At 56.0% G+C, this 12268-nt stretch carries 11 protein-coding genes and 2 pseudogenes; 11 read left to right on the forward strand and 2 right to left on the reverse strand.

All coding sequences use genetic code 11. From position 1 onward, the window contains the following. Positions 1 to 55: 55 nt before the first annotated feature. The 6 genes from AD670_RS20955 to AD670_RS20980 are packed head-to-tail and all read left to right on the forward strand — an operon-like array spanning position 56 to position 5466. A complete protein-coding gene (locus AD670_RS20955) occupies positions 56 to 907 on the forward strand; it encodes an STAS domain-containing protein (protein ID WP_053136745.1) in 852 nt (283 codons plus the stop codon). 2 nt (positions 908 to 909) lie between these two features. Continuing rightward, entirely contained in the window at positions 910 to 1272 is a 363-nt protein-coding gene (locus AD670_RS20960) for an STAS domain-containing protein (RefSeq protein WP_027604299.1), read from the forward strand. After that, positions 1269 to 1673 (forward strand): ATP-binding protein, encoded by a 405-nt coding sequence (locus AD670_RS20965; RefSeq protein WP_053136748.1) that lies wholly within the window; start codon positions 1269 to 1271, stop codon positions 1671 to 1673. Before AD670_RS20960 ends, AD670_RS20965 begins: the two co-directional genes overlap by 4 nt. Continuing rightward, positions 1664 to 2671, forward strand: coding sequence for an ATP-binding protein (locus AD670_RS20970; RefSeq protein WP_082341022.1), 1008 nt, complete (start codon positions 1664 to 1666; stop codon positions 2669 to 2671). Before AD670_RS20965 ends, AD670_RS20970 begins: the two co-directional genes overlap by 10 nt. Continuing rightward, on the forward strand, positions 2664 to 3527 hold the full coding sequence (locus AD670_RS20975; protein ID WP_053136751.1) for a sensor histidine kinase KdpD: 864 nt from the start codon (positions 2664 to 2666) through the stop codon (positions 3525 to 3527). The genes AD670_RS20970 and AD670_RS20975 overlap by 8 nt, the downstream gene beginning before the upstream one ends. Next, on the forward strand, positions 3517 to 5466 hold the full coding sequence (locus tag AD670_RS20980; protein ID WP_053136754.1) for a response regulator: 1950 nt from the start codon (positions 3517 to 3519) through the stop codon (positions 5464 to 5466). The genes AD670_RS20975 and AD670_RS20980 overlap by 11 nt, the downstream gene beginning before the upstream one ends. 1 nt (position 5467) lies before the next feature. Here AD670_RS20980 and AD670_RS32330 read toward each other — a convergent pair whose 3' ends face one another. Both AD670_RS32330 and AD670_RS32335 read right to left on the reverse strand, forming a co-directional pair. Continuing rightward, positions 5468 to 6331, reverse strand: coding sequence for a methyl-accepting chemotaxis protein (locus AD670_RS32330; protein ID WP_371263194.1), 864 nt, complete (start codon positions 6329 to 6331; stop codon positions 5468 to 5470). Beyond that, a pseudogene (locus tag AD670_RS32335) lies at positions 6326 to 7093 on the reverse strand (MCP four helix bundle domain-containing protein); the annotation flags it as partial. The gene AD670_RS32330 and the pseudogene AD670_RS32335, both read right to left, overlap by 6 nt. Before the next feature lie 86 nt (positions 7094 to 7179). Between AD670_RS32335 and AD670_RS32020 the strand changes: the two are divergent. The 5 genes and pseudogenes from AD670_RS32020 to AD670_RS21005 all read left to right on the forward strand — a co-directional run. Continuing rightward, positions 7180 to 7335: pseudogene (locus AD670_RS32020) on the forward strand (type II toxin-antitoxin system HigA family antitoxin); the annotation flags it as partial. A gap of 258 nt (positions 7336 to 7593) precedes the next feature. Then, positions 7594 to 9075 carry a tyrosine-type recombinase/integrase gene (locus tag AD670_RS20990; protein ID WP_053136760.1) on the forward strand — a complete coding sequence of 494 codons (1482 nt, stop codon included), beginning with the start codon at positions 7594 to 7596 and terminating at the stop codon, positions 9073 to 9075. Between the two features lie 183 nt (positions 9076 to 9258). After that, the gene (locus AD670_RS20995; protein ID WP_053136764.1) at positions 9259 to 9522 is read left to right on the forward strand and encodes a type II toxin-antitoxin system HigB family toxin; all 264 of its coding nucleotides are present in this window, start codon (positions 9259 to 9261) and stop codon (positions 9520 to 9522) included. Next, positions 9519 to 10730, forward strand: a complete 1212-nt coding sequence (locus tag AD670_RS21000) for an ImmA/IrrE family metallo-endopeptidase (RefSeq protein WP_053136767.1) — start codon at positions 9519 to 9521, stop codon at positions 10728 to 10730. Before AD670_RS20995 ends, AD670_RS21000 begins: the two co-directional genes overlap by 4 nt. 10 nt (positions 10731 to 10740) lie before the next feature. Beyond that, positions 10741 to 11874 (forward strand): beta family protein, encoded by a 1134-nt coding sequence (locus AD670_RS21005; RefSeq protein WP_172681512.1) that lies wholly within the window; start codon positions 10741 to 10743, stop codon positions 11872 to 11874. Positions 11875 to 12268 lie beyond the last annotated feature (394 nt).

Below are 12268 nucleotides of genomic sequence, written 5' to 3' on the forward strand. Positions count from 1 at the left end.
CACTTCAATTTAGTATAAATTGCATGCCATTCCCAAGGCATTCAAGGAGATCCCCGTGGCAACTCTGCAAGCTCATACCATCCAGGCACTGCACACCCATCGCCCCACCCTGCTTACCGAATGGGTTGCCAGCCTTGAGGCTTCGGGGGCCACGCGCAACGTCAAGGCCGAAGACACCCGGCAGCAGGCCAACGACTTCCTCAACCTGCTGATCGCGGCACTGCAGCAAGGCGGTTCGCAACAGGTCAACCATGAAAACTGGGCAGAAACCCGGGTCTTCCTGGAAAAGCTCTCCCACAGCCGCGCCCTGATCGGCCAGGACTCGCAACAAACCGCCAGCTTTATCTTCGCCCTCAAGGGCCCGCTGTTCGCCCTGCTGCAGCGTGAATACGCCGAGCAACCGACACAGATGGCCGAACAGCTGTGGGAAATCTCCGAACTACTCGACGCGCTGGGCATGCACACCATCCGTACTTTCCAGAAATCCCGTGAGTCGGTGATCAAGCGCCAGCAGGAAGAGTTACTGGAACTGTCCACCCCCGTGGTCAAGCTGTGGGACGGCGTGCTGGCCCTGCCGATGATCGGCACCCTGGATTCGCAACGCACCCAGGTGGTCATGGAATCGCTGTTGCAGCGCATCGTCGACACCGGCTCGGAGATCGCCATCATCGACATCACCGGCGTGCCGACCGTGGACACCCTGGTCGCGCAGCACCTGTTGAAAACCGTCACCGCCATCCGCCTGATGGGCGCCGACTGCATCATCAGCGGCGTGCGTCCGCAAATCGCCCAGACCATCGTGCACCTGGGTCTCGACCTGCAAGGCGTGGTCACCAAGGCCAACCTGGCGGACGCCTTGGCGCTGGCCCTTAAACGCCTGGGCGTCACCATCAGCAAGGCTGTTTAAGCATGGAACGCATCCCGATTTTGCAGATGGGCGAATTCCTGCTGGTGACGATTCAGGTCGACATGCACGACCAACTCGCGCTGACCTTGCAGGACGACCTGTCTGAACGCATCAGCCGGACCTCGGCGCGAGGCGTGTTGATCGATATCTCGGCGCTGGACATGGTCGACTCGTTCATCGGCCGCATGATCGGCACCATTTCCGGCCTGTCGCGCATCATGGATGCCCAGACCGTACTGGTGGGCATGCAGCCGGCCGTGGCGATCACCCTGGTGGAGCTGGGCATGACCCTGCCGGGTGTGGCGACCGCGTTGAACGTCGAGCGCGGCATGAAACTGCTGCGCGACCGGGTAGACCACTCATGACCCAGGCCAGCAGCGGCACCCAACCGGTGCTCATCGAACAGGATGTGGTGCTGGCCCGACAATTGGTGCGCAAGCTCGCCCAGGAATGCGGCATGCGCCTGATCGATCTGACCAAGCTGGTCACCGCCGTCAGCGAGCTGGCGCGTAACACCGTGGTCTACGGCGGCGGCGGCCATATGGACTGGGCCGTGGTCGAGAAAGACCACCGCCCCGGCCTGCGCCTGACCTTTCGCGATGAAGGCCCGGGCATCCCCGACCTCAAACTGGCGATGACCGACGGCTGGACCTCCGGCAGCGGCCTGGGCCTGGGCCTGACCGGCGCCAAACGCCTGGTGCACGAGTTTGAACTGGACACCGCTCCCGGTAAGGGCACCCGCGTGACGATCACCCGATGGACGTGAACATTCCCAGCGCCTTGACCGAGGTGCTGCTGATCGAAGATGTCAGCCAGGTCGGCCATGCCCGACGCACCGCGCAACAGCTCGCCGAGCAATTGGGCTTTGACGAAACCGACGCCGGCCGCGTGGCGCTGGTGGCCACTGAGCTGGCCAGCAATATCCTCAAGCATGCCACCCACGGCGAGTTGCACTTGCGCGCTACGGGCAATCAGGGCGTGGAGATGATCGCCGTGGACCGTGGCCAGGGGTTTGACCTGGACAGCTGCCTGGTGGACGGTTTTTCCACCGGCGGCACCCAGGGCATTGGCATGGGCGCCATCTCGCGCGTGGCCCAGGTGTTCGATGTGTACGCCGATCAACGCGGCACGGCGATGCTCGCCCGCCTGTATCCGCGCGCATCAGGCGCAAAGGACATTCGCTACGGCGTCAGCCAGCACTCCCTGCACCACGACCCGGCGTGCGGCGATGCCTGGCACCTGGCGATCGAGCCCAGCCGCTTCAGCGTGATGGTCGCCGACGGCCTGGGCCATGGCAGCGAGGCCGAACGGGCAGCGCACGCCGGTGAAGCGGTGTTTGCCGAGGACGCGTTCCTGGACCCGACCGTATTGTTCAACGACCTGCATATCGGCATGGGCGGTACCCGTGGCGCCGCCGTGGCCGTCGCCCAGTACGATGCCGCAGCCGACAGCCTGCGCTTCACGGGCGTGGGCAATATCGGCGCCAGCCTGATCGGCCCCGACAAGTCGCGCGGGCTGGCCTCGCACCCCGGCATCGTCGGCGTGCAGTTCCGCAAGGCGCAGCCCTTCGACTACGCTCAGGTGACCGGCCAACTGCTGGTCCTCTACAGCGATGGGCTGCAATCACGCTGGAACCTGGCCAACTACCCTGGGCTTTCCCAACGCCATCCGGCCTTGATCGCCGCCATCCTGCACCGTGACTTCTGTCGCGGCCGGGATGACGTTACCGTCTTCGTGATTGCCCTGGAGGCCATTGATGGCTGAGACCACCGCTGCCCTCGCCGATGAAGTGCAACGCCTGCGCCAGGAGGCCGATGCGTTGCGCGCGGAGCTGGACGAAACCAATCAGGGCGTATTGGCGCTGTATGCCGAGCTGGATACCCAGGCCGACCAACTGCGCCAGGCGTCGGACCTCAAAAGCCGCTTCCTGTCGTACATGAGCCATGAATTCCGCACGCCCCTGGGCTCGATCCTGAGCATCACCAGCCTGCTGGCCGATGAGCTCGATGGCCCGTTGAGTCCCGAGCAACACACCCAGGTGGGGTTTATCCGCAGCTCGGCGCGCGAGCTGCGTGAAATGGTCGACGACCTGCTGGACCTGGCCAAGATCGAGGCCGGGCGCATCACCATCTCGCCGGCCTGGTTCGACATGTTCGATTTGTTCTCGGCGTTGCGCGGGATGTTCCGGCCGATTGTCGATGCCTCCTCCATCGACCTGATCTTCGAAGAACCCATCGGCCTGCCCAAGCTCTACACCGACGACAAGAAGCTGGCGCAGATCCTGCGCAACTTCATCTCCAACGCGCTGAAGTTCACGGTACACGGCGAGGTGCGGGTATCGGCGCAACGGGTCGGTGAGCAGGAAATCCGCTTTGCCGTGCATGACACCGGCCTGGGCATTCCCGCCGAACTGCACAACAACCTGTTCGAAGACTTTTCCCAGATCGACTCACCGCTGCAAAAACGCCTGCGCGGCACCGGCCTCGGCCTGTCGCTGTGCAAGCGCTTTGCCGAGCTGCTTGGCGGCCGGGTCGGCGTAGAGAGTACTCCCGGCGTTGGCTCGATGTTTTTCGTGATCATTCCTCTTTCTATTGCTGGCGGGCCTGTCGATGAACCGTGACATTCAACTGCTGATCGTCGACGACAACGCCGCTACCCGCTACGCCCTGCGCCGGCGCCTGGAAAGCCATCACTACCTCGTGCTTGAGGCCGGCACCGGCCAGGAAGGCCTGGACCTGATCGCCAGCAAGAAGATCGACGGGCTGATCCTCGACGTCAACCTGCCGGACATGAGCGGCTTCGACATCGTGCGCGTGCTGCGCGCCAATCCGGTCACTGCCTTGCTGCCGGTGGTGCACGTATCGGCAGCGTCGATCGAGACCGGCGACATCATCACCGGCCTGGATGCCGGGGCCGATGCCTACCTGATCCACCCGGTCGACCCCGATGTACTGTTGGCGACCCTGCGCACCTTGTTGCGCGTGCGTGACACTGAATACGCACTGCGCGAGAGCGAGGCGCGCTTTCGCGAGATTTTCTTCAACATCAGCGCCCCGATTGCGGTGATGGACGCGCAGCTCAAGGTTCACGAATGCAACCACGCCTTCGCCCAGTTGATTCACGACAACCTCAACCCCGACGCCCTGCTGGAGTGCTTCGCCGCCGACCAACTCGCGGTGCTTCAGGAACTGTGCCTGCGCCTGGCCGCCGGTGAGCGCTGGAAAGGCACGTTGCAAATGAAGGTCGACGGTCAGTTGCGCGAGACCGAGTGGCAGATTTCACCCTATCGCAGCGCCGAATTGAGCCTGGTGTTTGTCGAGGATGTCACCGAACACCGCCACCGCGAACGGCATCAGCAGGCCGAACTGGCCAACGCCACCAACCGGCTGGCCCACACCGAGGCGCAGCTGTTGCAGGCGCAGAAAATGGATGCCCTGGGCAAACTCACCGGCGGCATCGCCCATGACTTCAACAACCTGCTGACCGGGATCATCACCAGCCTGGAGCTGATCAAGAAACGCATCGACACCCAGCGCACCGACAAAGTCATGGGCTACGCCGATGCGGCGTTGAGTTCAGCCCTGAGTGCCGCCGGTCTGATCAACCGCCTGCTCGCCTTCGCCCGCCAGCAGCCGCTGGATACGCGGCCGATCGACATCAATGCCCATGTGCGCTCGCTGGAAGAGCTGCTGGTGCGCACTATCGGTGAACATGTCGCGCTGAAACTCGAACTGACCAACAACTCGGCCGTGGCCATGGTTGATCCGATCCAGCTGGAAAGCGCCGTGCTGAACCTGGTGATCAACGCCCGCGACGCGCTGCCCAAAGGCGGCAATATCTGGGTGACCACCTACCTGGCCTACTCCAACGGCAACCTCAAACTGGAAAACGGCCCCTACGTCGCCCTGTCGGTGCGCGATAACGGCGTGGGCATCGAGCACAGCGTCATCGACAAGGTGTTCGATCCGTTTTTCACCACCAAGCCCGTCGGCCAGGGTACCGGGCTGGGCCTGTCGACCATCTACGGGTTTGCCCGCCAGTCCGGCGGCGATGCACAGATCCGCAGCGTGCCCCGACAGGGCACCGAGGTGACCATCATGCTCCCCGCCGCAAGCGGCCCCGCCAGCACGACGGTCAAGCCCCTGGCAGAACCCGGCCACAGCCACGGCGAACATGTGCTGATCGTCGAAGACATGCCTTCGGTGCGCAGCTTCGTGGCCGAGGTGCTGATCGACGCCGGCTACCGCTGCAGCCTGGCCGCCGATGGCGACGAAGCCATCGCCAGCTTGCGCAACGACCCGAGCATCGACCTGCTGCTGACCGATGTCGGCCTGCCCTACATGACCGGGCGCGAACTGGCCGATGTCGTACGTGAAATGCACCCTGCACTGCCGATTCTGTTCATGACGGGCTACGCGGAAAACGCGGCGAATCGCCAGAGCTTCCTCGGCGAAGGCATGGACCTGATTTACAAGCCGTTTCATATCGATGAGTTGCTGGCGAAGATCCGTCGCGGACTGGAATTAACGCCGCCCCCGACCACCCTGGCGCACGAGTGAGTTACAGCTGAAACCGCGCCACCGCCTCGTTCAGCGAGACGGCCAATTGCGCCAGTTCACGGCTTGAGCCATTGATCTGTCCGGCCCCGGAAGAGGACTGTGCGGACAGGTCGCGAATATTGACGATATTGCGATCGACTTCCTTGGCCACCTGGGCCTGCTCCTCGGCGGCGCTCGCGATGACCAGGTTGCGCTGGTGAATCTGGTCGATGGAGTCGGTGATCTGGCTCAACGCACCGCCCGCGCCCTCAGCCAAGGCCAGGGTGTCGGTGGCACGCTGGGTACTCGACTGCATCGAGGTCAACGCTTCGTTGGATCCCGTGCGCATCGCGGTCACCATCTGGTCGATTTCCAGGGTCGATTGTTGAGTGCGATGGGCCAGGGCGCGGACTTCATCAGCCACCACCGCAAAGCCGCGCCCGGACTCACCGGCGCGCGCCGCCTCAATCGCGGCGTTGAGCGCCAGCAGGTTGGTCTGCTCGGCGATGGAGCGAATCACGTCGAGTACCTTGCCGATGTCCCGCGATTGCTCGGCGAGGTTCTGCACCAGGGTCGAGGTTTCGCCGATGTTGGTGCTCAGGGCTTGAATGGCGCTGACCGTTTCACCCACACGGTGCTGGCCTTCGCGCGCGGTTTCATTGGAAAGACGCGTGGACTCGGAGGTGGACACCGCATTGCGCGCCACCTCATCCGCCGCCGAGGTCATCTCGTTGACAGCGGTAGCGGCCTGCTCGATTTCAGCGGTCTGCTTTTGCAGGCTGCGGCTGCTCTGGTCAGTGATGCCGTTCAGGTCAGTGGCCGATGACGCCATCTGCCCCGCCGACTGACGAATCAGTTGCAACGTCCCGCGCAGGTTGGCCTGCATGGTCTTGAGTGCCACCAGCAGGCGAGTCACTTCGTCATTGCCGCTCACGTCTACCGTCTGGGTCAGGTCGCCCTCGGCCACGTTTTCGGCGGCCCGCACCGCATGGCTCAGCGGGCCGACAATGCTGCGCGTGAGCAACCAGGCCAGCAGCACGGTGCTCAACCCCGCAACGATCACAAAGCCGAACACCATGGTGCGCGAGCGGCCGTACTGCGACTCGGCCGTCTGGCCCTGTTGGTTGATCTGGGCGTTGTAATAGTCGGCCAGGGCATTGAGCTGGGCACCGGAGCCATCGACCACGGTTTTCATATCCACCAGCAACAACTTGTTGAGCTCGGCGCCCTGCTGCTTGTCGGCAAGGCTGAACGACTGCGCCAGCCCCTGCTGGTATTGGCGCAGCGAGACCTGGAATTGGTCATAAAGCGTGCGTACTTCGGGGGTGTCGATCACCGCATCGAGGTCAGCCAGCCGTTTGGCCAGGTCCTGGCTGCGGGTGTCCATCTGGCTACGGTATTGCGGGATGCTCGCCGGATTCGGGTCCAGCGCCATGCGTAGAGAGATCGTACGAATGCGCAACATGATTTCGCGAATGTCCGCCACCAGCCGCATCTTCGGCACCAGCCCACTTTCCACCTGCACCGCACTCGCGCGGATGCTTGCCATGTTCGAGAGCGCAAAAAAACCCAGCAGGGCCACGAGCAAAGCAATCAAGGCAAAACCCAGACCCGCACGGCGGGCGATGGACAGGCTGCGAAGGGACATTAGGGGGGACTCTCTTATTGGGGGATACGATGTCGTACGAGAGTGTTTCGGCCGTGTGGATAAAGACTTGAGGGGCGTACACCCAATCAGCGGCTGATCTTATTCCCGCCATTGGCCGCCAGAATCGTGTTTATGAAGTGCTGAATGGAAAACGAGCGCTGACCTTGCCAATGATTTGGAAGCTGCATGAGATGTTTGGTATTCCAGCAGAAAGCCTGATCAAGCCAGTAAGGCATGCTTGAAGACGGAATACGGTTGGTTGTGCCTGCTGGAAACAACCACTACGGCCCTGTTTGCTGCTCGGAATGAGTAGCTTGCCCTCAAATCTCAGAAACGAAAAAGCCCCGTAGCTTATTCAGCTACGGGGCTTTTTCTATGTAATGGCGGAGAGATAGGGAGGCTCCACACAACGGTAAAAACGCCAGCAACCATTGAATTATGGGGCTTTCACGGCCGTTTTACGTACAATAAATACGTACAAACGATCACTGGTACATCAAATGGCAAACAACTTAGAACTCCAAGGGGGCACCTACCACGTCAGGCTAGCCGTCCCCGTAGACGTACAAAAAGCATTCGGCGGACGTCGTGTGCTTTCTCAAACACTCATGACAGGCGTGCATCAAGAAGCACTGGATCGCAGACTTCCCATTCTTGCCGCTTGGAAAGCTCAAATCAAAATTGCACGCGAAGGCAAACCACTGCCCGAAGGCTGGCAGGACAATCTAGTTTCAGGACTGCTTGAACTGGACTCCCTGAAGCGGAACCGAAAACTCGACATCATCGGTGAACCTACAGCCCCATTGGCCGTCAGCGAATCAGAAGTCGAAGCGTTTAAGGCAGAGAATCCAGGGTTTGTCGCACTTCTTGAAAGAGTCATCGACCATGAATGGGACAACGGTGTAGAAGGCGAGTTACGCATCCAAGAAGGATTGCATCGAGCATTCAAAAAAACGATTCAAAACGAGTTCGCCTCGATGCACCGTCTGTCCTCGGACGAGCACAAAGAATTGGCAGGGCTGATCAATAACCCGAAGTCATACACACCCAAATCCCCCATTACCAAAGCAAGGCTGGCAACGTTCCGAACCTTTCGAGAAAACCGAAATATCGCCGCCAAAACGATTGATCAGCAACAGTCAAAATTAGAAAAGCTGTCGGCATACCTCACGCAAACAGGTAAACCGCTGGACTTCGATGCGATTTCGTCGTGGTTGGATTCAATCAATTTGGCGAGTAAGACCCTGACGCAATACCTGCTGGCGGGGAATGTCTTCTGGAAATGGGCAATGAAGCATGACGCTCGTTGGCGGATCGACTACAAGGACAGAGCCAACCCATTTGAAGAGCACGATCTGCCGAAAGTGAGAGGCAGGGACAAGGTAGACGCGCAACGCAAAGACTTCACCTTGGATGACCTTACAAAGCTACACGCGGCAGCGGTTTCAGAAGGACTACAGGCCCTAGCGGACCTGATCCTACTTGGAACCTTCACAGGGGCCCGTATCGAAGAACTGTGCCAACTGAAGAAAGACAACGTGATCACCATGGATAACGTTCTTAGCTTCGATATTACTGACAGCAAGACCAAAGCTGGAATCCGGGTCGTCCCAGTCCACCCAGGCATCATCGATCTTGTGAAACGACTGATCAACGATTCGACTGATGAATACCTTATCGTTACCAAGAGCCGTAGCAAGTATGGGATCCGATCAGACCCCATGGTGAAGGCTTTTGGCAGGTTGAAGACAGCACAGGGATTTGGGTCGGATCGTGTTTTTCACTCCATCCGAAAGACCGTTATTACACAGCTTGTTAGGGCGAACGTACAAGGCACTTTGATTGCTGAACTTGTAGGTCATGAAACCGGGTTGGTTACGTTTGACGTGTACAGCCAAGGGGCGACAATCGCACAAAAACTCGATGCAATATCGAAGCTTCCCCCGTTAAGCAAGCTTGAATCTGCTCGCATCGGTACGTAGCTGGCACAGCTAACCCCATACTGGGACCCATGGGCCTTTAGGCAGAATATAGGGTGGTATCAAAACACCCTCGCCTGCCCCCCCTAGCCCTATCGGCGATCTGTTCCCAATTTGGTAACACCTTCTTGACATTCAAATCTGACGAAGGTAGCTTGTTCCCAAAATGGGAACACGGCCAGATTTATGAAGCTGCTAGGTACAAAGAAGTTGGCCTCGCTCAAAGGGGAAAGCGTCCTGATTGACCGCTGGGTTTCGAGCTGGGTGAGTGAAGTGACCCACGCGAGCTGGAAGCACGCTGACGATGTCACTGAGCAATTCCCCGCAGCCACAGTCGGGGATGGCGCACTTTATTCATTCTCGATTGAACAAACAGGCATTGAAGTTTGGTTGAAAATTGCTTTTGCACAAGGAATCGCAATTATCACAGAGTTAAGTAGAAAACCATGATTACGACTACAGCAAAAATTATCAAAACAGAACAGCAATACTTTGAATACTTCGATAAAGTTCAGTATTTGATAAACAAGCTCCCTGATCTTGGCACGGAAGAAAGTGAGACACTAGAGTTACTATCGGTACTCATTGAAAACTATGAACTTCAAAAATATCCGGTAGAACCGCCCGACCCGATTGACGCTATATTATTCAGAATGGCAGAGAAAGGATTACGGCAAACTGACTTGGTTCCGTATTTTGGCACACGCAGCCGTGTTTCCGAAATACTTGCCCGCAAGCGACCATTGACTGTGCCTATGATTCGCGCCCTTTCTATAGGTTTGGGCATTTCTGCTGAAGTTCTGATTGGTCTTGACCAAATTGAAGTTAAGATTGACAACAAAATAATTGACTGGTCAAAGTTCCCGATCAAGGAAATGATTACACGAGGATGGATTAGAACGGCAACTGAGAAATCCAAACAAGCTGCTGAAGACATAGTCAAAAGCTTCATTGCGAGTGCTGGATTACAAACTGAAAATGCGGCATTTAGACGAACCTTGTCCGGGGACGCATTAACACAAACCACAACGTACACACTACATGCATGGCTAGCGCGTGTAATCCAAAAGTCCAGAGAAGAAACTTCTGAGAAGCCTGAATACGACAGCAATTCAGTTAACGAAAACCTAATAAAAAAGATCGTCAGTCTTAGCGTTAATGATGACGGACCAAAGCTTGCAATCGACTTAATCAAAAGCATAGGAATTTCAGTTGTGATAGAACCACAACTGAAAGGGACAATGTTGGACGGCGCCGCATTAATGGATACCGATGGAACCCCCATTATTGCGTTAACCTTGCGAAATGACCGGCTCGACAATTTCTGGTTTACATTGGTTCATGAGCTTGCTCATATATGGAAACATATAAAAACCCCAGACGAAGTAATTCTTGATGACTTGGAACACTCATCTGACGACAGACGTGAAGCAGAAGCCAACAGGATAGCTCGTGATTCCTTCATACCTAGATCACAATGGAAAAGTTCTGGGGCGTATGTATCACCGAGCAAAGAAAGCATTTTTGCATTATCCAAAGAACTTAAAATTCACCCTTCAATAATTGCTGGGCGATTGCGCAAGGAAACAGGAAACTACAATCAATTCACCGATCTCGTCGGCCATGGCGAAGTTCGAAAACACTTTGAAACCACATAGGCGTACCGATATGAACCAGCACTACTATCCGGTTGTACGAGCAAAGCAAGGCGAATTTGATGCTTTTAAAAACATGCCGAATACAGTGCTGAATCGGTGTACACCAATTTTGGAAATCCCCAAGATCTCCGCAAAAGAATATGAGGTAGCCGCTAGAAAATCTGATACGCCATATGAATACTGGATGGACAACAAAGCAAAAAAAATAGCCGCAGTATTCAAGGGTAAATCAATAATCGTTGATGCATCCCAATGGCCAGTTAGCTTTACGACTGAAGGCGGCAGTCAGGTTCTAGGGCACATGTCATCCCTTCTCTCATCACTGGGTGTGATAGTCAATCCGGTAGTAGGCTACGCACGCTGGGATGACGCGCAATATCGTCAAGACATCAAAAACATGACATTGAAACCTGGCGAAAACTTCTGCATTCGTCTTGACGAAATCGCACTTGAAGACATGGCGGACGTTGAGCATTTTGAAAGCATAGTTGAAGATATATGTATCACAATCGGAGTAGAAGCCTCCGATATCAAAGTCGTGGTAGATATTGGAGATGTCACAAAACTTCCAATATCTGAAATCACGGAAATAATGGATGATTCATACTCAACATTGATTAGCCTTGGATTTGAAACCATAATCATTACCGCAAGCTCAATTCCTGATTCTATTGAAAAAGCGGTGAAAGAACGTGATTCATCAGACACTATGGTTCGTAAAGAAATGCTCGCCTGGAAAGGATTCGTTTCTGCAAACCCCAATGCGAACTTGAGCTTTGGTGATTACGGCATTAGGAATCCTCGCTCATCGGACATTATTGCTCCCGATATGAATGTTAAAATCCGTTATACGATTGAAAATGGATTCTTTATTGCACGTGGACATTCAGTCCGCGGAATTGATGGTTACGGCCAAAGCCAGAAATTGTCCAAAGTCATTGTGGACTCTAAGCACTACTTAGGTTCAAGCTTTAGCTGGGGTGACAAAAAAATATTAGATTGTAGCAAAGGATTATTTGTTGGTAATTCCACAGGTTGGATTGCCATTGACACAAACCATCACGTGAGCGCAGTTACTGCAGAGATTTTCGAGTTCGCAACCACAATTGCCGCCCAAACTTCCAAATCAGGAACTTCCGTTTAGTATTTCTTATGATATAAATGAGCGGATCTTTGCTGTCAAAGCCAAAGATCCGCAAAGTATCTTTACCACCTATACTTTCGCACCAAAAGCAGCCACTCCATAATTAACATAGTGTGGCTATCTAATCGTCGGCGCATACATTTTTCAGAGCTTACTCTCTGACTGGAGGTATTGAACGGTTGCTCGTAGAGAGTCTTCAATCGCCCGCATACAAGTTACGCAAAAATTCTGTGGCCCATAACCAGGATGAGGTGGTTCAGACCTACGTACTATTTCATTCGGCAAGTACAACCTATCACCTGTTATCGCCAACATAATAGAATACTTTCCCGGCTTGCCGCACGAATAACAAGTCTCAACTGAATCCGACATACACAACCCCTTTTCAAAATAT

Origin of the sequence: Pseudomonas sp. MIACH (genome assembly GCF_001269925.1) — a bacterium.
Classification (GTDB): domain Bacteria; phylum Pseudomonadota; class Gammaproteobacteria; order Pseudomonadales; family Pseudomonadaceae; genus Aquipseudomonas.

What these genes read in the sequence shown, in the direction of transcription:
- AD670_RS20960 (WP_027604299.1), top strand. Translation starts at nt 910, where the DNA reads ATGGAACGCATCCCGATTTTGCAGATGGGCGAATTCCTGCTGGTGACG.
- AD670_RS20965 (WP_053136748.1), top strand. Translation starts at nt 1,269, where the DNA reads ATGACCCAGGCCAGCAGCGGCACCCAACCGGTGCTCATCGAACAGGAT.
- AD670_RS20970 (WP_082341022.1), top strand. Translation starts at nt 1,664, where the DNA reads ATGGACGTGAACATTCCCAGCGCCTTGACCGAGGTGCTGCTGATCGAA.
- AD670_RS20975 (WP_053136751.1), top strand. Translation starts at nt 2,664, where the DNA reads ATGGCTGAGACCACCGCTGCCCTCGCCGATGAAGTGCAACGCCTGCGC.
- AD670_RS20980 (WP_053136754.1), top strand. Translation starts at nt 3,517, where the DNA reads ATGAACCGTGACATTCAACTGCTGATCGTCGACGACAACGCCGCTACC.
- AD670_RS32330 (WP_371263194.1), bottom strand. Translation starts at nt 6,331, where the DNA reads ATGCAGGCCAACCTGCGCGGGACGTTGCAACTGATTCGTCAGTCGGCG.
- AD670_RS20990 (WP_053136760.1), top strand. Translation starts at nt 7,594, where the DNA reads ATGGCAAACAACTTAGAACTCCAAGGGGGCACCTACCACGTCAGGCTA.
- AD670_RS20995 (WP_053136764.1), top strand. Translation starts at nt 9,259, where the DNA reads ATGAAGCTGCTAGGTACAAAGAAGTTGGCCTCGCTCAAAGGGGAAAGC.
- AD670_RS21000 (WP_053136767.1), top strand. Translation starts at nt 9,519, where the DNA reads ATGATTACGACTACAGCAAAAATTATCAAAACAGAACAGCAATACTTT.
- AD670_RS21005 (WP_172681512.1), top strand. Translation starts at nt 10,741, where the DNA reads ATGAACCAGCACTACTATCCGGTTGTACGAGCAAAGCAAGGCGAATTT.